We start from the raw sequence: 18,971 nt of genomic DNA, 5'->3' as shown, positions 1-18,971 counted from the left end.
AGCCATGGCCGCTTACAACTTGCGACAACTCAAATATTTCGTCACCACTGTCGAGTGCGGCAGCGTCGCCGAAGCCTCACGCAAGCTCTATATCGCCCAGCCCTCGGTGTCGACTGCGATCAAGCACCTGGAAGAAAGCTTTGCCGTGCAGTTGTTTATCCGCCATCACGCCCAGGGTGTGTCGTTGACACCCAGTGGTGCGCGTTTCTACCGCAAGGCCCAGGAACTGCTGCGAGTGGCCCACGAGTTCGAGCAGAACGCCCTGGCGGACAACGACGTGGTCGCCGGGCAGATCGATATCGGCTGTTTCGAAACCGTCGCGCCGCTCTATCTGCCGCGCCTGATCGCCGGCTTTCGCGACCGCTGGCCGGGGGTGGAGATCCGTATTCGCGATGGCGAACAACAGGAGCTGGTGCAGGCGCTGACGTCGGGCAGTATCGATCTGGCCATTCTTTATGAACATGACCTGGACAGCACCATCGATACCGTACCCTTGATGGCGCCGCAGCAACCCTATGCGTTGTTACCGGAAGGGCATCGTTTCGCCCACCAGGCCAAGGTTTCGTTGCACGACCTGGTGCTGGAGCCGATGGTGCTGCTGGATGTGCAACCCAGTCGGACCTACTTTGTGAGCATCTTCGAGGAGCTGGGCCTGACCCCGCATATCCTGTTCAGCTCGCCTTCCATTGAAATGGTCCGGGGCATGGTCGGGCGCGGGTTCGGCTTTTCAATTCTGGTCACCCGGCCACATTCCGATTACACCTACGACGGGCAGAAGGTGGTGCGCGTGCCGTTGGCCGAGCAGGTCACCGGCTCCGGGTTGTCCGCCGCCTGGTTGCGCCGCGGGCAACTGACCAAGCCGGCGCAGTTGTTTGTCGATCACTGCCGCGAGGTGCTGGCGCCCAAGCTGGACGCCTGAGGGATCAGGTTCGCAGCGCCTGGATCAGGCGCTGGAGCATGGCATCGCAGCCCTGGAGCTGCTCGAGGCTGACAAACTCATCGGGCTTGTGGCCCTGGTCCATGCTGCCGGGGCCGCAGACCACGGTGGGGATGCCGATGGCGTCGAACAGTCCGCCTTCGGTGCCGAAGGCCACGGTGCTGAACTCGTTCGATCCACAGAACTGCGCGATCAACCGCGCGGCCTCGCTCTGCGGGTCGGTGGCCAGCCCCGGGTAGGCCGAGAGTTCGGAAAAGCGGATGCTGCTGGCTTCGTTGACGGCACGCATTCTCGGCAGCACCTGCTGTTCGGCGTACTGCTCCAACTGTTCGGCGACCTCACGCGGGTCCTGGCTGGGCAGGGCGCGTACCTCGAAATCGAAGCGGCAGTCGGCGGGGACGATATTCAGCGCCTTGCCGCCGCTGATCACCCCCGTCTGCACGGTGCTGAAGGGCGGATCGAAGCGCGGATCCTGCAGATGCACGGCGCGCAGCTGCGAACCGATGCGGCCCAGTTCGCCGATCAGTTCGGCGGCGTATTCGATGGCATTGACGCCCTGGGGCGCATACGCCGAGTGACAGGCCGCGCCGTGGACATCGCAGCGCATCGCCAGTTTGCCCTTGTGGCCGAGCACCGGCTTGAGTTCGGTGGGTTCGCCGATGATGCACAGCAGCGGCTTGTGCGGTCGCTGTTCAAGTTCGGCGAGCAGCGAGCGTACGCCCAGGCAGCCGACTTCCTCGTCATAGGACAGGGCGATGTGCACCGGCAGGCGCAACGGCGCGGCCAGCAGTTCCGGCACGGCCGCCAGCACACAGGCGATATAGCCCTTCATGTCGGCGGTGCCGCGACCGTAGAGCTTGCCGTCCTTTTCGCTCAGCTCGAACGGTGGCACCGTCCAGGGTTGCGCATCCACCGGCACCACGTCGGTATGCCCGGACAGCACGATGCCCGGACGGTCGTCCGGGCCCAGGGTGGCGAACAGGTTGGCCTTGCTGCGCTCCTCGTTGAAGATCAGTTCGCAAGGCACATCCAGCCGCGCCAGGTAGTCGCGGACAAACTCGATCAGGTGCAGGTTGGACTCGCGGCTGGTGGTGTCGAAGGCGATCAGCGCGGCCAGTAGATCGCGGCTGCTGTTCATCTATTCATCCCCGGGCACGCCGTAGCTCGGCGCCTTGGTAGGGTCCAGGGCGCGGACGATGTAGTCCTGCACCTGCGGGCTGTAGTCGGCCCACAGTTGCGCCAGTTTGCCGACCGGGTCTTCGTCCGCCCAGTCGACCCGCAGGTCGATGATCGGCCAGACCAATTCGCCGACCACCACCATGGCCGCCGAATGCACCGGACCGGCTTCGCCACCGGCCGCCACCGCGGCTTGCATGGCGGCGATCAGGCGGTCGGCGAGTTGCCCGCCGCTGGTCTCGAAGGTGTACACCAGGGCTTCGATCACCCCCGGGTTCGCCAGCATATTGCCGGCAGCCACGCACTGCTCGCCGGACAGTGCGTGGTGGCAGCCCAGGGTTTCGCTGCCGCTGAAGTGCGCGGTGTTGCCCAGGTGATCGATAGCGGTCAATTGTCGGAATTGACTGTAGCCATTGCGGGTCAGCGCCTTGTCCAGGGCTTGCGCCGGCGACAGCCCGAGCTCCAGCTGGTCGAGCACCTGCGGGCCGAGCGCTGGCAGGGTGATGTTCTGGGTGGCGACCGCCCCCACGCTGGGGCGCAGCCAGGGGCAGCGGGCGCCGACGGCAATGCTGGAAGAACTGATGGCAATGCCCAATTGACCTGTTTCGGCACAACGGGCGACGATTGAAAACGTCATGGTGGGTTGATCCTGTTTCCGTCCAGAGTCGCCATCCGCGCCCCGGACAGCCTGCTCGGAAGCTGTTCGGGCGCGGAGGGGGTATGACTGCATTCTGTCCATCAGTGGCAGCGGGCGAAACGAGGTTTTTTATGGCGCTTGGTTAAGTAAAAACTTGTCAGTGGACGTCGGGCGTCACAGTCGGTCGTACTCACGGGCCGTGCGATCGACCGCAATGAGTGTCTTGTCCACCAGTTCATCGAGCTCCGCCCGCGTGGCGATCAGGGCCGGCGCCATGATCATGCGGCCCAGGGTCGAGCGGATGATCAGGCCTTCCTCGAAACCGAGGGTGCGGCAGCGCCAGGCGATCTCGTTCTCGTTGGCAAAGCGCTTGCGGCTGGCCTTGTCTTCGGCGAACTGCAGCGCGGCGACCAGGCCGACGCCCTGGATCTCGCCCACCAGCGGATGTTCGCCGAACACTTCCCGCAAGCAGTTCTGCAGATAAGGCCCGGTATCGGTTTTCACCTGCCGGACCACGCCTTCATCGCGCAAGGCCTTCAAGTTGGCAATCGCCACTGCCGCCGCCACGGGGTGGCCGGAGTAGGTCAGGCCGTGGGCGAAAACACCGCCTTTTTCCACCAGGGCTTCGGCCATGCGCCGTGAGAGGATCAGGCCGCCCATGGGGATGTAGCCCGAGGTCAGGCCCTTGGCAATCGACAGCGTGTCGGGTTCGAAGCCGAACGTCTGGTGAGCGAACCATTCACCGGTTCGGCCAAAGCCGCCGATGACTTCGTCGGCGCACAGCAGCACGTCGTACTGACGGCAGATGCGCTGGATTTCCGGCCAGTAGGTGGCGGGGGGAATGATCATGCCGCCGGCGCCCTGGAACGGCTCGGCGACAAAGGCGGCGACCTTGTCGGCCCCCAGTTCGAGGATTTTCTCTTCCAGTTGGCGGGCCGCGCGCAGACCGAATGCTTCCGGGCTCAGATCGCCGTCGTGGGCGAACCAGTAGGGCTCGTCGATGTGCGCCACATCCGGGATGGTGCCGCCCATTTCATGCATGAACTTCATGCCGCCCAGAGCGGTCGCCGCCAGGGTGGAGCCGTGGTAGCCGTTCCAGCGGCCGATCATGACTTTCTTCTCCGGCTTGCCCATCACCTGCCAGAACCTGCGTACTGTGCGGATCAGTACCTCATTGGCCTCGGAACCGGAGTTGGTATAGATGGCATGGCTGTAGTGGGGCGGCAACAGGCTGAACAGCAGCTCGGAGAGTTCGATCACCGCCGGGTGGGTGGTGTGGAAGAACATATTGTAATAGGGCAGTTGTTCCAGCTGCGCGTGGGCGGCGGCGGCCAGGTCCTTGCGGCCATAGCCGAGGTTGGTGCACCACAGGCCCGACATGCCGTCCAGGTAGCGCTTGCCATCATTGTCCCAGAGTGTCAGGCGGTCGCCGCCGACCATCACCCGCGGGCCTTCCGCATTGAGCGCTTTCTGGTCGACGAAGGCATGGATGTGGTGGGCGGCGTCGGACGTCTGATAGTCGCGGGTGCTGCGATTGGGGTCGAGTTCGGCGGACATGGCTTTTCTCCGGGGGGCGGGTGAGGTGACTAAATAATATTTGGCACTGAAAAATATTTTTGTAAAGAAAATATTTGTTGGTGGAAAAGTATTTCCGTAGGCTTGGCCCTACGAAAAATAACCTCAGGACCTACATGAGCGGACTCAGAGAGCGGCAAAAGGAACAGCGCCGGCAAGTGATCGCCGAGGCCGCGCTGGTGCTGTTCAAGGCCAACGGTTTCGCGGCCACCAGCCTGGAGCAGATCGCCAACCAGGCCGGTGTCTCGGCACCCACGGTGGTGAATTATTTCGGCGGCAAGCAGGAGATTCTCGTGGCCTTGCTCAAGGCCCCCGACGAGCAGGCGATACGCGAGGCGCGTGCCCATCTCGACGACACCAGCGACCCGCTGGAGGCCCTGTGCGAGCTTGAAGGGCTGATGACCCATTATCAGTTGCAGGCCATGCCCGCCTCCCTGTGGCGGGAGCTGGCGCCGTCGCTGTTTACCGGCGAGCTGTCCCAGGCCTTGCAGCCGTGGAACAGCGCGGTCATTGAAGAAACCAAGGCGCTGCTGGTGCACTTCCAACGCCAGGGCAAAGTGCGCGACAGCGTCGATATCGAGGTGGCGGCGACACTGTTCAACCAGTACGCCAACGTCGCCTTTATCCGCCTGGCCACCGAACCGACCCCCGACCGCGACGCCCACGCCCGGCACATGCGCAGTGTCCTGGGGCTGATGTGTCACGGCATGCTGGTCCGCCAGGACAGCTCCGTTCCAGCGCCGGCCTGAGGTTTCCCCCAGGCCTAGTTTTTTCCTGTCTTGCGACGACAAAAATCATAATTTCGCTATTCCCTGTATCTGCACAGAATGCCTGCACACCCGCCTTCGAGAAGGACACAGGCATGACAGCTGGAATCATTGAAATCGATACGCTTGTTGTGGGCGCCGGCCAGGCCGGCGTGGCCATGAGCGAGCATCTGAGCAAACTCGGCGTGCCGCACCTGGTGCTCGAACGCAATCGTATTGCCGAAGCCTGGCGCACCGGCCGCTGGGATTCGCTGGTGGCCAATGGGCCGGCCTGGCACGATCGTTTTCCAGGCCTGGAGTTCGATGACCTCAGCCCGGATGCCTTTGCACCGAAAGAGCGGGTGGCGGATTATTTCGAGGCCTACGCTCGCAAGTTCAACGCACCCATCCGCACCGGTGTGGACGTGAAGAAGGTCGAGCGCAACAGCGGCCGGCCAGGTTTCACCGTGGAAACCTCCGAGGGTGTGATCCAGACCCGTCGCGTGGTGGTGGCCACCGGGCCTTTCCAGCGCCCGGTGATCCCGGCGATCGCGCCGCAGGACCCCGGCCTCCACCAGATTCACTCCGCGCAGTACCGCAATCCCGGGCAATTGCCCGCGGGCGCGGTACTGGTGGTGGGTGCCGGTTCTTCGGGGACGCAGATCGCCGATGAGCTGCAACGCAGCGGCCGCACCGTGTACCTCTCGGTGGGCCAGCACGACCGGCCGCCGCGGGCCTATCGCCAGCGTGATTTCTGCTGGTGGCTGGGAGTGCTCGGCGAATGGGATGCGGCGGCCATGAAGCCGGGCCGGGAGCACGTGACCATTGCCGTCAGCGGTGCCGAGGGCGGGCGCACGGTGGACTTCCGCGAACTGGCCCAGCGCGGCCTGAAACTGGTGGGCCTGACCCAGTCGTTCCATAACGGTGTGGTCAGCTTCCAGGCCGATCTGGCGGACAATCTGGATCGGGGCGACGAGAATTATCTGGCGTTGCTCAATGCCGCTGACGCCTATATAGAGCGCAACGGCCTCGACCTGCCGCCAGACCCGGAGGCTCGTCGCACCTTCCCTGATCCCGAGTGTGTGACCCGGCCGATTCTCCAGGTCGACCTGGCCGAAGCGGGCATCACCACGATTATCTGGGCCACCGGCTTTGCCACCGATTACAGCTGGATGAAGGTCGATGCCTTCGACGACAAGGGCAAGCCACGCCATCAGCGCGGTGTGTCCAGCGAGTCGGGGATCTACTTTCTCGGGCTGCCGTGGCAGTCACGCCGGGGTTCCTCGTTTATCTGGGGCGTTTGGCACGATGCCAGGTACATCGCCGACCAGATTGCCATCCAGCGCCAATACCTCACCTATCGCGATGCCGCCCAGCGCGAGGCGGATGTGGCCGGTGCCAGCCCGTCGGCGATCCGGTCCGCCGTCAGCGCTTGATGCCCGCCAGCCGCACTGCGCTGTGCGGCGTTGTCTTTCTTTTGAGGAGTTATCAATGTCCACGCCCACCCATACGCGTATCCGCATGTTCAACACCAAGGACACCTACCCGAACCAGTCGCTGGACAACGACCTGTGCCAGGCGGTCCGCGCCGGCAACACGGTCTATGTCCGCGGCCAGATCGGCACCGATTTCGACGGCAACCTGGTGGGGCTCGGCGACCCCGGTGCGCAGGCCGAGCAGGCGATGAAGAACGTCAAGCAATTGCTCGAAGAGGCCGGCTCGGACCTGTCCCATATCGTCAAGACCACCACCTATATCATCGACCCGCGTTACCGCGAGCCGGTGTACCAGGTGGTCGGCAAATGGCTCAAGGGCGTGTTCCCGATCTCCACCGGCCTGGTGATTTCGGGGCTTGGCCAGCCGCAATGGTTGATGGAGATCGACGTGATCGCGGTGATCCCCGACAACTGGCCAGTGCCCCAGGCCCAGGCCTTATCCGGCGGCCAGGCCGAGGAAGTTGCGTAGCGGCGTGACCCGTGACAGCACGCAACGCTCCAGCAGCCATAACGTCAGCATGGAGGCGCCGAGCAAGGGCAGGTACAGGCCGAGCAGCACCAGCACACCGAGCATGACCGCCGGATACCGGCTTTCGGCCAGGGCCGGCGGTGCGCCGAGGGCGCCTTGCGGACGTCGGCGCCACCAGAGCACCAGGGCGCTGAGGGACAGGGTCATCAGGCCGCAGGTGGTGAGCAGCCCGAGCAACTGGTTGGCCAGGCCGAACAGTTGGCCTTCGTGGACTGCCACGCCGTAACCGATAACCCGATCAAGCAGCGGTCGTTGGCTGAAGTCGACACGCTTGAGCAGCGTGCCGCCGACCGGGTCGAGGGTCAGGTTGACCCGCTGCGGGCGGTTTGCCGTGTCGGAGCGGGCGGTCCATTTCGGCGACTGCGCCGAGGGCGGTGTGATCAGCACCGGTGAGGGCAGATCCAGCGCCTGGACCATTGGCACCAGGCGCTCCAGCGGGCTGTAATCCGGAGTGCCGGGTGTGCTCGTCGGCATCGGCATATCGTGGTGCATGCCAGGCATATTGGCGTGCTCGTCGGTCATGGGCATGTTCATCGCCCGCCGCTGGGCCATTTCCGAAGCCCGGCCGGTGGTCCAGTCCTGTTCCACGGCGTGGCTCGCGGCCCACTGCCGGACTTCCTTGAGGGCGCCGCCCCAGACGGTCGCCCAGGGCAGGCCACTGAGGATCAGCAGGACCGCGAACAGCGAGATCCAGAACCCGACCACCGCATGCAGGTCACGCCAGAACAGCCGGCCACGTTGGCCCAGTCGCGGATAGATGACCCCGGCCAGGCGACCGCCTTTCGGCCACCAGAGATAGAGGCCCGAGAGCAGCATGACGAGGGTCCAGCTGGCGGCCAGTTCCACCAGTGCCGAGCCCAGGCCGCCCATCAGCAACTCGCCGTGCAAGTGGAACAGCTGGCGGGTGAAGCGCTCGTCGTCGGCCACCTGGTGTAGGACCTTGGCTGTCACCGGATCGACATAGACCCGCTGCAACGCATCGCCTTTGCCCACCAGGATCTGCGCGGCGTCGGTCGGGCCGTCGGGCAGTTGATAGGCGTTGAGCACGCTGCCCGGCACCAACGCCAGGGCTGCCTCTACCTGTTCGCTGATCGGCCGTCGTGGCGCATCGGCCTGGACCCGGTTGTAGGGACTGTCGAGCAACGCGTCGATCTGCGGACGGAACAGGTAGATCGAACCGCTCAGCGACAGGGCGAGGACAAAGGGGATGCAGAACAGTCCGGCATAGAAATGCCAGCGCCAGATCAGCCGGTAGAGTCCGGCGCGGTTGTTGGCCGTTGTGAGAGTGGTCATGGGGCGAGGCTCCCGCTTTGGTGAGCGGCGTCGTGCAGTGCCAGATCAATAGTCATAGTTGAGCCCCAGGAAGGCGGTGCGCTGCTGATAGGGATGCGGGCTGACGAAGTACTTTTCGTTGCCCAGGTTGTCGACCCCGGCCGAGGCCGTGAGGTGCGCGTCGATCTTGTAGCTGGCCTTGACGTCGAACACGCTGTAGCTGCTGATCCCGCCATAGGTGTCACGGTTGCTGTCGGTGTTCAGCAAGGTGCTGTAGGCGCCGCTGGAATAGCGGTAGCCAAGGGCGTAGGTCAACTTCGCGTTCTGGTGGTAGACCGCCGAGATCCGGCTGCGCCAGCGCGGGATACGCGGGAACTCCTTGCCTTCGGCGGCCGGCGCCAGGCTGTCCTGCTGCACCTCGGATTCGGCGTAGGTGATGCTGCCCGACAGGTCCAGTCCGTCGAGGCCGATGTCGTGGGCATCGAGGGCGGTTTCCACGCCACGAATGCGCGCGCGGTCGATATTCTCGACCTGGGTCAGGTTGGGGCTGACCGTGGTGTCGGTCTGCGAGAACAGGGCGTTGCGGCGATTCTCCTGGAACAGCGAGACGCGCATCTGGTACTGGCTCCAGCTGTACTGCGTGGTCCAGTCATAGGATTGCACGTCCTCGGGTTTGAGGTTGGGGTTGTTCTGCACCAGTTGGTTGCCGCTGGTGACCTGCTGGAACAGCTCGGTCACCGTCGGGTAGCGCACCGCGCGGCCGTAGGAAAAGCGTGTTTGCAGTTCCGGGGTGATGTCGAAGGCCAGCGCCGCCTTGGGCGAGAAGTTGTGGCGACGCTGGTCGGGGTAGCTGACCTGGGCCGGGGTGGTCGCGGTGTTGAGGTTGAAGCCGTCGAAGGCCTCCCAGTATTCCTCACGGCCACCGAGGGTCAGGGTCCAGCGCGGTGCCAGTTTCCAGACGTCCTGCAGGTACAGCGCCTGGGTACGGGTTTCGCCGCCGGAGGCCGCGCTTTTCGCTCCACCGTTGCCGTTCTGCCAGTCGCTGACCTGGTAGGTGTCCTGCTTCAGCAGGTAGTCATCGATGTGATAACCGAAGGTGACTTCATGGGCCTGGCCGAACAACGGTTGCGGCCGCCAGATACCGCGCAGCTCGCCGGTCTGCCAACCGGTGCCGTCCTGCACCTGGCGGGTACCGGCCGAGGTCTGGCCATAGTTGGAAGCCGAGCGCGACTCTTCGTTGAGGTACTGGTAGTTGCTGTAGGCGGCATGCCAGTCGAACGGGCCTTGGGTATCGCTGCCCACCGACAGGGCGTTGAGGATATGCAGTTCGTCGGTGCTGCCGGGGTTGAGGCCGGACACCGTGTAGGCCTTGCCGCCGATATTCACCGGGCCGTTGTAGAAGGTCTGGCCGGTGGCGCTGTTCGTCAGGTAGCTGTCGACGCTGGTATGGGACTCGTCAGCCCACAAACCCAGGGTGTAGATCGCGGTGACGTCCGGGTTGATGTCCCAGCCGAGCTTGAGCTTGCCCTGGTCCTGGACGCTGTGGTCGATGGCGTAGCCGCCGAACACCAGGCGCTGATTGCCATTCTGGTCGGTGTCCTGCTGCGCGCCGCTGACGTGGGTGGCCGAGGCCGCGGCGGTCCTGCTCGAGAGGTTGGAAGTGGCAAAGCTCATCGGCTGGCCCTGGGCGTCGAGATGGTCGTAGGAGACCCAGGCCGAAAACGGCCCGACGCGGTTGCCGCCGGCCAGGCTGACATTGCCGCTGTTGTAGTTCTCGTGGGTGCCGTAGAGCTTGAAGTCCTGTTGCGCGCCGGTGATCGCCGCGTGGAATTCCGGGCGGGTCGGCATACGGGTTTCCAGGGTGACCACGCCGCCCAGGGAGTTGCCCGGGTAAAGCGCGCTGAACGGCCCGTACATGACGTCGACCCGGGAAATCTCGCTGGGCGACACCAGGCCCCAACGCGGCGGGAAGCTGTAGCTGTTGCCCAGCAGGTTGGAGAGCAGCAGGTCGTCGGCGTAGACCAGCGACTGGGCGCTGGACACGGTCCCGGTGGTGCGGGTGGAGACGATGCCGTTGCGGTCGCCGATATAGCGTTCGCGCACTTCGATGCTCGGCAGGTATTTCAGGGCTTCGGCCGAGGTCATCAGGTTGACGCTGTCCTGGATCTGCTCGGCGCTGCGGCTTTCCACCACCGCCGGGGCGCTGGCGATGGCCTGGGGCAGCGGCTGTACCTGGTCGTCGGCGGTCACTGTGACATTGCCGAGGACGATGGGATTGGCGTCGGCGCTGCTGGTGCTCTGTACTGGGGTGTCGGCGCGTACCGGCAGGGCGACCGGCAGTAGTACCAGGCTGCTGGCCAGGGCAGAAAGCAGGGCGTGGTTCAGGTTCGACAGGCGTCCAGCCGGCAAAAGGGCGGCCGGGCGCTTCAACGCGCAGTGGGCGCGTTGATGGGGAGTAATGGGCATCGGTATGGATCCGTGATTCAGGGCGACAAAACACGCGGAAAAACCACGGGCGCCAGGGCGCTCGCGGTGTTCAGCGGGTGGTTTGTTGTTCGGGAAATGCCTGGATCAGGCCTGGGGTGGGCCGCGGGGACACAGGTCCAGCGGCCATTGATAGGCTGGGCTGGGTGTTTTGCAGGAAATCAGCGTGGGGGTGGCCGGCACCAGCGGTGGCAGTACCGCCACGGCCCAGAGCAGGGCGGGGCTGTCGTGAAACAGCGAGCAGTAGCCGCAGGCGTCGAGCGCCTCGTGGGCGCCGGCATGGTCATGGGCGCCCGAGTGGTGGGCCATGCCCATCGCATGTTCGGGGCACTCGATGGCGCTTGGCGGCTGGTGCTCCAGGGCCTGGACGGTACGGGAAATCGTCGGCACGAACAGCAGCAGACCCAGGGCCAACATGGCCATCCAGGTTGCGAATCGCTGCTGAGTTCGAGTGCGCCGCACGTGAGTTCCCGGGCAAGGGCAGGAAGAGGGGCGTGATCTTGCCACGTCGGGCGCGGCGGGCAAAGGCCAGCGGCAATCTGCCGCAGTGTGCTGAGCCGGACTATTTCAGCGGGCTCGGTCAATGCCTCGATGTTTCATGCCACCCCAAGGTGTCTCGACGAAGGGTCGAAGTATCTGGTATTCACAGGTAACGCGGCGCATCCATTCGATCATGCAAGATACGAACGATCACGATCCCATACGCGGTGATACGCAGGTAGATCATGTGCCGTCCAGCGTTGCTGCGGCGATAGCCTGGTCGGATGTGATCACATGCCTGGGCTGTCTTGGGTGATTGCGCCAATTCTGCAAAAGCGGCTGTCATGAGATCTGTATAGCGACTGGCCTGGTCGATGCCCCATTGTTGAACGGTATAAGTCCAGATCACTTCAAGATCGCGTTCGGCAGCAGGTGTAAGACGATATTCAGCCATGCGTGGTCAACATTTTCCGCTTGAATGCCTCGGCGTCGAACGGGCGTGGCTCGCCGCTGGCCTCTCCGTCCAGCAGTGCAGTGCGGATAGCTTCAAGTTCGGCGCTACGTTCCTGCTCACGCCTGATCAGGTCGCGGATGTACTCGCTGTCGTTGGTATAGTGACCCGCGTCGATCTGCGCTTTGATCCAGCCGTCTTGCTTGTCGGTCACAGTGATGGTTTTACGCACGGTTCCCATGATTCAGCCTCAGCGGAATGCTATCGATAGTGCGGAGCGTATCATACTATTGGTGCTGTATTGTGCGTTGCCGTTGTCGATTGATGATCAACAACTGAAGCTGGCGAAACGGCCTGTCACGTCTCGTTGTACCGCAAAAGATCGTCGAGCAGCGTACTGGCTACGGCTTCCTCGGGGACCGCTAGCCCATGGGTATCCATGGCTAAGCGCAGTTCGTTGTCCCATAGTGCTTCGACTCCGAATACCTTTAAGTCGCGCGGTCGCGTGGGCGCCATTTTCAGGGCTTCCAGGTAATCGCTGTGGCCGAAGCGCCAAGGCGTTGCCCGCCAGGTACGTATGACATGGTTGCCGATGCCGATTCCTGGCCAGTCAAAGTCGCCGTGATAGCACCGTTGTGCTCCGGCAGTGGCTAACTGATCGAGCAAGTTAGTTGCCAAGCTTTAATTCAGTCAGTAAGGCTAATGAGTCCGGCGTTAACGGATCAAGGTGGGGTCGCTTCGATATGGACTAAGAGGGTGTACGAAGTATCCTGAAGTTCTGTGGGTATATATTTCTTGATACGTATTCAAGGGAGCATTGGTTTGATTGAATAACCTCAGGCTTTCGCGGACTCCGGCCACAATCCGGCATGGATCAGGGCCGTCACGGTGACCCCCAGCAGTATGCCCACCAGACGGTCGCGGATTTCGCTCAGGTCGGTCATCGGCGCGAAGTCGGCCAGCAGCGCCAGGGCGAAGCCGAAGACGATCTGGATTCCGGCATAGCTGCTGCGCGGCGAGCCGGCGCTGACCCAGGCGGCCAGCCCCAGCACCGGCAGGCTCATCAGCAACAGGCCGACGATGCTGTCGATCTGCGGTACCACCCAGACCATGCACAGCAGGGCCAGGGCGCTGCCGACCAGGCAGCCGAGGACGCGCAGCAGGCCTTTGTGCAGGGTTTTTTCCAGGCTCGGCATGGCGGTGATCAGGCAGGTGAGCATGGCGGTGTGGATACCCGGCCAGTCGACCGCCGTGTACAGCAGGTAGCACAGCAGCGCGGCGAGCAGGGTCTTGAAGGCGAACTGCAGGTAGACCGGGTTTTCAAAGGCATCGGCCACCAGCAGCGGTGGCTTGGGTGCTGGTGCCGCGTCCCCGGGTGGCGGCGGGGCCGGCAGCAGCAGGGTGTTGACCGCCACGGTCACCACCGTCGGATAGACAATCGCGACCCAGGCCCAGAGGCAGGCCCGGGTCAGGGCTTCGGGATCGTTATTGAGGTCCACCTGGCTCTGGATATAGATGGTTATCAGGGCCACCACGAAAAACAAAGGGCTGAGCCGACAAGTGCGCATGAAAAACACACTGGCGAAAAACACCAGGCTGGCACCGGTGATGCGCAGCAGGGGATAGTCGAAGCTGAATTTGAGCAACAGGATCGCCACGCCCACGGCCAGCGTGGTGCTGACGACAAACAGCGTGCCGAGCATCCGGGTCAGGGCCACGCTTGACTGGCTCACGAAGAACACCAGCACCAGGGAGATCGACAGCAACGGTACCTGCAAGCTCATGGCGATCAGGATGACAATCGTGCAGGCGAGCAGATGGCGGAGGACCGCGTTCACTCTGCCGGGGTGATCGCCCAGTTCCTCCTTGAGGATATCCAGTAGCGATTGCCCCTGGGTTTCTCCCTTCATGGCGTGGTGGCCGTCGAGGCGGGTGTCGGGCCGCTACCGGTGTTGATGACGGCCACCGCCGACGCCCCGAGGCGAAACGGCTGCAGGTCGGTGCCATTGACCCGGATGCGCACCGGAAAGCGTTGCGAAACCCGGACCCAGTTGATCGACCGCGCGACCTTGGGCAAGCCGTTGACATCCGTCCCGCCATCGTCCGGAAACACGCCGAAGCCGATCGAGTCGACAGTGCCGCTGAATGTCCGACGGGTGTCGCTCATCAGGTAGACGGTGGAGGCGTCACCCGGACGAATGTTCTTCAGCTCGGTTTCGCGGAAATTCGCGACCACATACCAATGCCCCGTGTCGATCAGGCTGAACACCGACTGGCCCGCCGAGGCGAACTGGCCGGCGGCGGTCTTGAGGCCCACCACGCGGCCGTCGAACGGCGCGCGAACGGTGCTGTACTCGACGTTCAGTGCCGCCCGGGCGATCTGCGCTTCAATCACCGCCCGATGGGCCACCTGGGCGTCGACGCCAGTGACCGCGGTGCTGGCCTGGCGCGCTTGCAGTTGGCTGACAGTGAGTTGCGACAAGGCGCTGCGCCTGGAGGTTCGTGACTGGTCGATGGTTTCCGCCGAGATATAGCCGTGGGATAGCAGCTTTTCCTGACGACTGAGGGTGTCACCACTCTGTTTGGCCAGTGCCTGTGCCCGCTCGATTTCGGCATGCGCGGCCTCGGCGCTCAAGCGTTGGGCGGCGATCTGCCGTTCGTTCAGGCCGATCTGCCGGTCCAGTTCCACCAGCGACGCCCTGGCCTCGTCGAGTGCCGTCTGGTAAGGGCGCGGATCGATGCGCATCAGTACATCGCCCTGATGGACCTGCTGGTTTTCCCGCACGGGCAGTTCGACGATGCGTCCGCTGACCTGCGGGGTGACATTGACGGTATCGGCATAGGCGTAGGCGTCGTCGGTGCGCGGTTGCGCATCCAGCCGGGCGATCACCCAGAGCAGCAGGCCCAGGGCGGCGATGCAGAGGGCGACGATGAGCAGTCGGCGAGGAAAGTGTGAAGACGAGTGTGTTTGCATGGGGAAACGCCCGGGTTAGAAAAAGACCAGCCAGCTCAACAGCGAAAAAACCAGGGCCAGCAGCGGGTAGCTCAGCACCCATGGCCGCAGCCATGGGGTACGCTGTGTCCTGAGCAGCACGGCCCTGACCAGAAGGGTCAGCAGCACGCCGGCGATCGCGCAAAACAACCAGTCCGGGAAATAGGCGCCGAGCACGCTGATCGACGGCGGTTGCTTGCAGCCGGCCAGGGCCAGGCAAACCAGTGTGCCGGCCAGGGCTTTTGCGCTGTGTTGCAGGCGTTTGTCCGGGTGAGGGATGCGGGGCGGGCGGGTATTCATCACGGTCGAGGCTTCTGGTCAGATGGGCGAAATGGAGAGCGTCGCCGACGGCTGGTGCCCGGATCGAAGCGGGCAGGTGTTGCGCAGTCTTTCGTCAGCAATAGTTTAGAGATGGCGTCAGGGGTGAACATGATCTGTTCGGCCATATTATTGATAGGGAGTGCACGGTGATCGACCTTGGGTTCCTTTCGGCGGAGTCGACGCGCGAGTGAATAATCAACAGCGTAGCATCAGCAGTGCGCTCATCATGGCCAGGGTCGGAGTCGAGCGTGGCCTGTCGACCGTGGAGTTTCTCGCGGGCTCGGGGCTAGAGCCCGCCGACCTGGAAAACCCGACCCGGCTGGTTTCCTTCGAACAGGAATTTCACCTGATCCGCAACCTGCTCAAGCATTGCGGCGGCGCCAGTGGCCTGGGCCTGGAAGTGGGGTCGCGCTATCGCTTCACCTCATTGGCCGCACTGGGTTTTGCCCTGGTCAGCAGTTCCACGTTGCGCGATGCCTTTTCACTGATTCCGTATTACTCGCAGTTGAATGCCAGCCTGGTGCGCGTGGTGGTCGACGCCCAGGCGACGGACCTGCGGATCGAATGCGAAGAGAGCGATATCCCCCTGGATTTGCGCCCGTTTATCGTTGGGCGGTCCTTTGTCGCCGGATTGAGGATCGCCAGCGATCTACTCGGACGCACGGCGATCCCTCGGGCCATCGAGTTCAGCTTTGCCGAGCCGGCCGATGTGGAGCTCTATCAGCAATTCACCGGTGTGCGCCCGCGCTTCAATGCGCCGAAAAGTGCCCTGGTCTTCAGCCAGGTCGACGCGGATATCCTGCTGGCGCTGGCCGATCCCCTGGCACTGCATATCGCCCATGACCAGTGCCGCCGGGGTTTGCAGGTCGGCCCGCAGAGCGGCGGGTTGGCCGGGCGGGTGCGCGAGTTGCTGGCCGCGCAGCCGGCCACCATGCCGGCCATGGGGCCGTTGGCCACAACCCTGTGCATGTCGGTGCGGACCTTGCGGCGCCGCTTGCAGGAGGAGGGCGTGACCTATCTCGGCTTGTGCGACGAAGTGCGCGAGGCCATGGCCGAACGTTTGCTGACGGGCTCGCGCCTGCAGATCGAGCAGATTGCCGAGGCGTTGGGGTATTCGGAGTCCGCCAGCTTTATCCATGCGTTCAAGCGCTGGACGGGTGAATCGCCCCATGCGTTTCGCCAGGCCCGGGCCCAGTCGCGTTCCGCGTAGGGGGCGTATGGGGTGCCGCCGGGCGCCTGCCATCACTTTTGGGGAGAGCGCACTATAATTAATCAGCGTCTGTGTGGCGGTGGCGCGTACTCCACAGCCGCGCCCCGGGTATGAACAGTACGTCTGAAGACTCGACAGAGGGTTCTGCCATGAAAAACCATTCCTTGCAGCATTATTCCCACGATCTGGGTATGGCCGTGCACGACACGTGGACCACCGCCCGGGTCAAATCCGCCCTGGCCATGGCGGACTCCGCGCAAAGCCTGCATATCCATGTGAAAACCCATGCCGGTACGGTGGCGTTGAGCGGCCGGGTGCTGACCCATCGCCAGTGCGAGCAGGTCATTGATCGGGTCCGCGCGGTGCCTGGCGTGATGGAGGTCGATGCCCACGGGCTGCTGACCCATGTGTTCATGCCCGCCAGCTCAATGCAAGCGCCCGATGCCGAAGAAGCCAACGAGTACCGGCCGCCGTTGCCGCGTCGCGAGGATGATCAATAGGGCCCTTCAGTGGCAGGGTCGGAGGTTGTCTCCCGATCCTGCCTTGTTTGCCGGTGTCAGCCTTTTCCCCGTCCTGGCGGTCGCCAGGGGGGGCGATCAAGCCGCGGCAGCCGCGCCACGGCGTTTCTGCCGCTCGGACTCCAGCCAGATCACCAGCGCCAGCAGGCTGCCACCGGCTATCAGCAAACTCATCAGCCAACCCAGGGTCTCGGCGATCTGGGTGAAGAACAGCGTGTAGAGCTGGATGATGAAGAAGGTCGAGCCATAGCCCACCAGCATGCCAAAGCGCAAACGAATCCCCAGCGCCAGAATCCCCAGGCTGACCAGCCCCCAGAGCACGTTGTACATCACCAGTTCGCCGGCATCGGCCAGGTGCCAGGGACCGTCGATCAGCTCGTAGCTGCCAAACAGCGACAGCAGCCACAGGGACATTTCGCCGACAAACAAACCGCAGGAAATCCACACCTTGGCAAAACCGCCATAACGCCCCAGCCACCCGGCCTCTGCGCGCAAATGCACCACACCCGCGGCGATCAACGCGACCGCCGCGCCGAGAAAGCGCAGCGGGTAATTCATGCCGAACCAGTAGGCACCCCAGCCGGACTGATAGCCGCTGCGACCGCCAAACCAGACAAAGAACAGCACGCTGCACAGGGTCAGCAGCAAGACGTTGTTCAGCACATAACTGAGCACCAGCAGGATCAGCAGATCGACCAGCAGCAGCGCCGGCCAGTTGCCCGAACCGTCCGAATAGATCATGCCCAGCACAAAACTGGCGCCGATCAAGGTAAAGCCGCCGAGCAACTCAAGGGTGCCCCCCAACAGTTTCAGCTGCTTGCCCATCAGCCAGCGGCCGCCAACAAACAGCCCCAGGGTTACCAGCGCCAGGCCGACGGCCAGTTTCGGCAAGGTGAATTCCAGGTGCTCGCGCAGAAACAGCAGCAACCCCGCCGCCAGGCTGATCGCGCCAAAGGTCAGGAACCAGCGGCCCAGTGAGCGCCAGTCCCAGCGCGTCAGCACATAGCGTTCGCCAATGCGGGCGTGCTGGTCCATGTCGATCTGGCCATCCCGCAGCCATTGATCCAGTGCGTTGTGCACCTGTTGGTTACGTTGATCCGGGCTCATTGTGAGGCTCCCTTGGCGCGCAGGGCCATGCGCTCGAACGACCAGCCCAGTAACAGGCCGATGAGCCCTGCCACCGCGAAAAACGTTGCGATGCCCAGCCGGTCCCATGAGTATTCATAAAAGCGGGTGTACAGGTCGATGCCCAGGAATACGACGGCGAAACCGGTAAAGCTCGGATGCTTGAAGCGCGCGCCGACCACCAGTTGCCCGATGGCCGCCAGGGTAAACAGCAGGGTCCATATCCGCGTGTCGCTGCCCAAATCATCGAGGCTGAGAAACCAGAGGGAGCAGTTGAGGTAGAGCAGCCCGAAGATCACATACAGTCGGCCAAACCCGCAGAAGCGGCGCAATTGGCGCTCTTCGGCCAGTTGATGGACTAAACCCAATGCCGCTGCCAGCGCGGCAATCACGGCCATCGAGCGCGGGTCCTGAATATCGAAAAAATAACCGCCGTGCCCCACGTACCGACCCCAGGCGCCCAGCCCATGGAAGGCACACAGCAGGCCCAGGAGAAGCGGCCAGCGCAGACGATAACGGTAGGCGGTGAGGACGCTCAGCAGCGCCGTGACCAGCAGCGCCAACGACACATTGCCAAACTCGCCCTCGTCATTGTTTGAAGTGCCCAACAACAGGCTTGCTCCGATCAGGATCAGGCCGATGGTCAGGATCGCCACACCGGTGACCGGCGTGCGCTGGGCCGGATCGCGGGCCATGCGCACACCGCCCCACCACAAGCCGGCCCCGGCGAAGAAGAACAGCATGGCGCCGACCGTCACCGACTGGCTGAACAGGCTCAAGCCCCCCAGCACCGCCATGCCGATCAGCAGGACTGCACCGATCCCCAGCCATTGCAGGACGTTGGATAACAGCTGGCCCGGTTGTTCGTAGGGTGCGCTCAGCCGCTTCCGGGCTTCGGCATCGATCAGGCCGCGGTGATGCCAGTCGGCAATTTCGTGAACCAGCAGCTGCTTTGTTGTTTTTTTCATGGTGTCCAGAGGTCCGTGACGTGAAAAATCCAAATGGCCTACAGAACATTAGTG

Annotated in this window: 20 protein-coding genes; 6 read left to right on the top strand and 14 right to left on the bottom strand. The window is 63.5% G+C overall.

What is annotated here, in order from left to right:
- The first annotated feature begins 4 nt into the window (after positions 1–4).
- Complete coding sequence (locus CWE01_RS16825; protein WP_100941668.1) at positions 5–919, top strand: LysR substrate-binding domain-containing protein; 915 nt, start codon at positions 5–7, stop codon at positions 917–919.
- Positions 920–923: 4 nt separating this feature from the next.
- Here CWE01_RS16825 and argE read toward each other — a convergent pair whose 3' ends face one another.
- The 3 genes from argE to CWE01_RS16810 form a co-directional block, all read right to left on the bottom strand.
- Entirely contained in the window at positions 924–2,075 is a 1,152-nt protein-coding gene (argE, locus tag CWE01_RS16820; protein WP_100941667.1) for an acetylornithine deacetylase, read from the bottom strand.
- Positions 2,076–2,750 carry a DUF1028 domain-containing protein gene (locus tag CWE01_RS16815; protein WP_100941666.1) on the bottom strand — a complete coding sequence of 225 codons (675 nt, stop codon included), beginning with the start codon at positions 2,748–2,750 and terminating at the stop codon, positions 2,076–2,078.
- Between the two features lie 174 nt (positions 2,751–2,924).
- On the bottom strand, positions 2,925–4,307 hold the full coding sequence (locus CWE01_RS16810) for an aspartate aminotransferase family protein (RefSeq protein WP_100941665.1): 1,383 nt from the start codon (positions 4,305–4,307) through the stop codon (positions 2,925–2,927).
- A gap of 134 nt (positions 4,308–4,441) precedes the next feature.
- On the opposite strand from CWE01_RS16810, the gene CWE01_RS16805 reads away from it, so the two are divergent.
- The 3 genes from CWE01_RS16805 (at position 4,442) to CWE01_RS16795 (ending at position 7,036) form a co-directional block, all read left to right on the top strand.
- Positions 4,442–5,074 carry a TetR/AcrR family transcriptional regulator gene (locus CWE01_RS16805; RefSeq protein WP_100941664.1) on the top strand — a complete coding sequence of 211 codons (633 nt, stop codon included), beginning with the start codon at positions 4,442–4,444 and terminating at the stop codon, positions 5,072–5,074.
- A 113-nt stretch (positions 5,075–5,187) separates the two neighbouring features.
- Positions 5,188–6,507: an NAD(P)/FAD-dependent oxidoreductase gene (locus CWE01_RS16800; protein WP_100941663.1), complete on the top strand. Its 1,320-nt coding sequence runs from the start codon at positions 5,188–5,190 to the stop codon at positions 6,505–6,507.
- 55 nt (positions 6,508–6,562) lie between these two features.
- A complete protein-coding gene (locus CWE01_RS16795) occupies positions 6,563–7,036 on the top strand; it encodes a RidA family protein (RefSeq protein ID WP_100941662.1) in 474 nt (157 codons plus the stop codon).
- Here the strand turns inward: CWE01_RS16795 and CWE01_RS16790 are convergent.
- The 9 genes from CWE01_RS16790 to CWE01_RS16750 all read right to left on the bottom strand — a co-directional run bounded on the left by CWE01_RS16790 (position 7,004) and on the right by CWE01_RS16750 (position 15,075).
- Complete coding sequence (locus CWE01_RS16790) at positions 7,004–8,389, bottom strand: PepSY domain-containing protein (RefSeq protein ID WP_100941661.1); 1,386 nt, start codon at positions 8,387–8,389, stop codon at positions 7,004–7,006. The two genes, CWE01_RS16795 and CWE01_RS16790, sit on opposite strands and share 33 nt — an antisense overlap.
- 45 nt (positions 8,390–8,434) lie before the next feature.
- On the bottom strand, positions 8,435–10,834 hold the full coding sequence (locus tag CWE01_RS16785) for a TonB-dependent receptor (RefSeq protein WP_100941660.1): 2,400 nt from the start codon (positions 10,832–10,834) through the stop codon (positions 8,435–8,437).
- 105 nt (positions 10,835–10,939) lie between these two features.
- On the bottom strand, positions 10,940–11,269 hold the full coding sequence (locus CWE01_RS16780; protein WP_157815234.1) for a DUF2946 domain-containing protein: 330 nt from the start codon (positions 11,267–11,269) through the stop codon (positions 10,940–10,942).
- A gap of 226 nt (positions 11,270–11,495) precedes the next feature.
- The gene (locus tag CWE01_RS16775) at positions 11,496–11,786 is read right to left on the bottom strand and encodes a type II toxin-antitoxin system RelE/ParE family toxin (protein WP_100941658.1); all 291 of its coding nucleotides are present in this window, start codon (positions 11,784–11,786) and stop codon (positions 11,496–11,498) included.
- On the bottom strand, positions 11,779–12,024 hold the full coding sequence (locus CWE01_RS16770) for a type II toxin-antitoxin system ParD family antitoxin (protein WP_100941657.1): 246 nt from the start codon (positions 12,022–12,024) through the stop codon (positions 11,779–11,781). Before CWE01_RS16770 ends, CWE01_RS16775 begins: the two co-directional genes overlap by 8 nt.
- Positions 12,025–12,140: 116 nt before the next feature.
- Positions 12,141–12,449, bottom strand: a complete 309-nt coding sequence (locus tag CWE01_RS16765; RefSeq protein ID WP_157815233.1) for a DUF2399 domain-containing protein — start codon at positions 12,447–12,449, stop codon at positions 12,141–12,143.
- Positions 12,450–12,619: 170 nt separating this feature from the next.
- On the bottom strand, positions 12,620–13,693 hold the full coding sequence (locus CWE01_RS16760; protein WP_100941655.1) for an FUSC family protein: 1,074 nt from the start codon (positions 13,691–13,693) through the stop codon (positions 12,620–12,622).
- Positions 13,690–14,757, bottom strand: coding sequence for a multidrug transporter subunit MdtN (gene mdtN / locus CWE01_RS16755; protein ID WP_100941654.1), 1,068 nt, complete (start codon positions 14,755–14,757; stop codon positions 13,690–13,692). The genes CWE01_RS16760 and mdtN overlap by 4 nt, the downstream gene beginning before the upstream one ends.
- Before the next feature lie 15 nt (positions 14,758–14,772).
- On the bottom strand, positions 14,773–15,075 hold the full coding sequence (locus CWE01_RS16750; protein ID WP_100941653.1) for a YtcA family lipoprotein: 303 nt from the start codon (positions 15,073–15,075) through the stop codon (positions 14,773–14,775).
- A 208-nt stretch (positions 15,076–15,283) separates the two neighbouring features.
- Here CWE01_RS16750 and CWE01_RS16745 point away from each other — a divergent pair, with 208 nt between their 5' ends.
- A complete protein-coding gene (locus tag CWE01_RS16745) occupies positions 15,284–16,306 on the top strand; it encodes an AraC family transcriptional regulator (RefSeq protein ID WP_100941652.1) in 1,023 nt (340 codons plus the stop codon).
- A gap of 149 nt (positions 16,307–16,455) precedes the next feature.
- Complete coding sequence (locus tag CWE01_RS16740; protein WP_100941651.1) at positions 16,456–16,806, top strand: BON domain-containing protein; 351 nt, start codon at positions 16,456–16,458, stop codon at positions 16,804–16,806.
- A gap of 96 nt (positions 16,807–16,902) precedes the next feature.
- Here CWE01_RS16740 and CWE01_RS16735 read toward each other — a convergent pair whose 3' ends face one another.
- Together CWE01_RS16735 and CWE01_RS16730 are read right to left on the bottom strand one after the other, a co-directional pair.
- Entirely contained in the window at positions 16,903–17,931 is a 1,029-nt protein-coding gene (locus CWE01_RS16735) for a DUF2157 domain-containing protein (RefSeq protein ID WP_100941650.1), read from the bottom strand.
- Positions 17,928–18,917, bottom strand: a complete 990-nt coding sequence (locus tag CWE01_RS16730) for a DUF2157 domain-containing protein (protein WP_100941649.1) — start codon at positions 18,915–18,917, stop codon at positions 17,928–17,930. Before CWE01_RS16730 ends, CWE01_RS16735 begins: the two co-directional genes overlap by 4 nt.
- Positions 18,918–18,971: the final 54 nt, after the last annotated feature.

Origin of the sequence: Pseudomonas sp. QS1027 (assembly GCF_002814235.1) — a bacterium.
In the GTDB taxonomy this organism is placed as follows: Bacteria; Pseudomonadota; Gammaproteobacteria; order Pseudomonadales; family Pseudomonadaceae; genus Aquipseudomonas.
The sequence above is the reverse complement of the archived record's forward strand: the minus strand, read 5'-3'. Positions and strand labels throughout refer to the sequence as shown.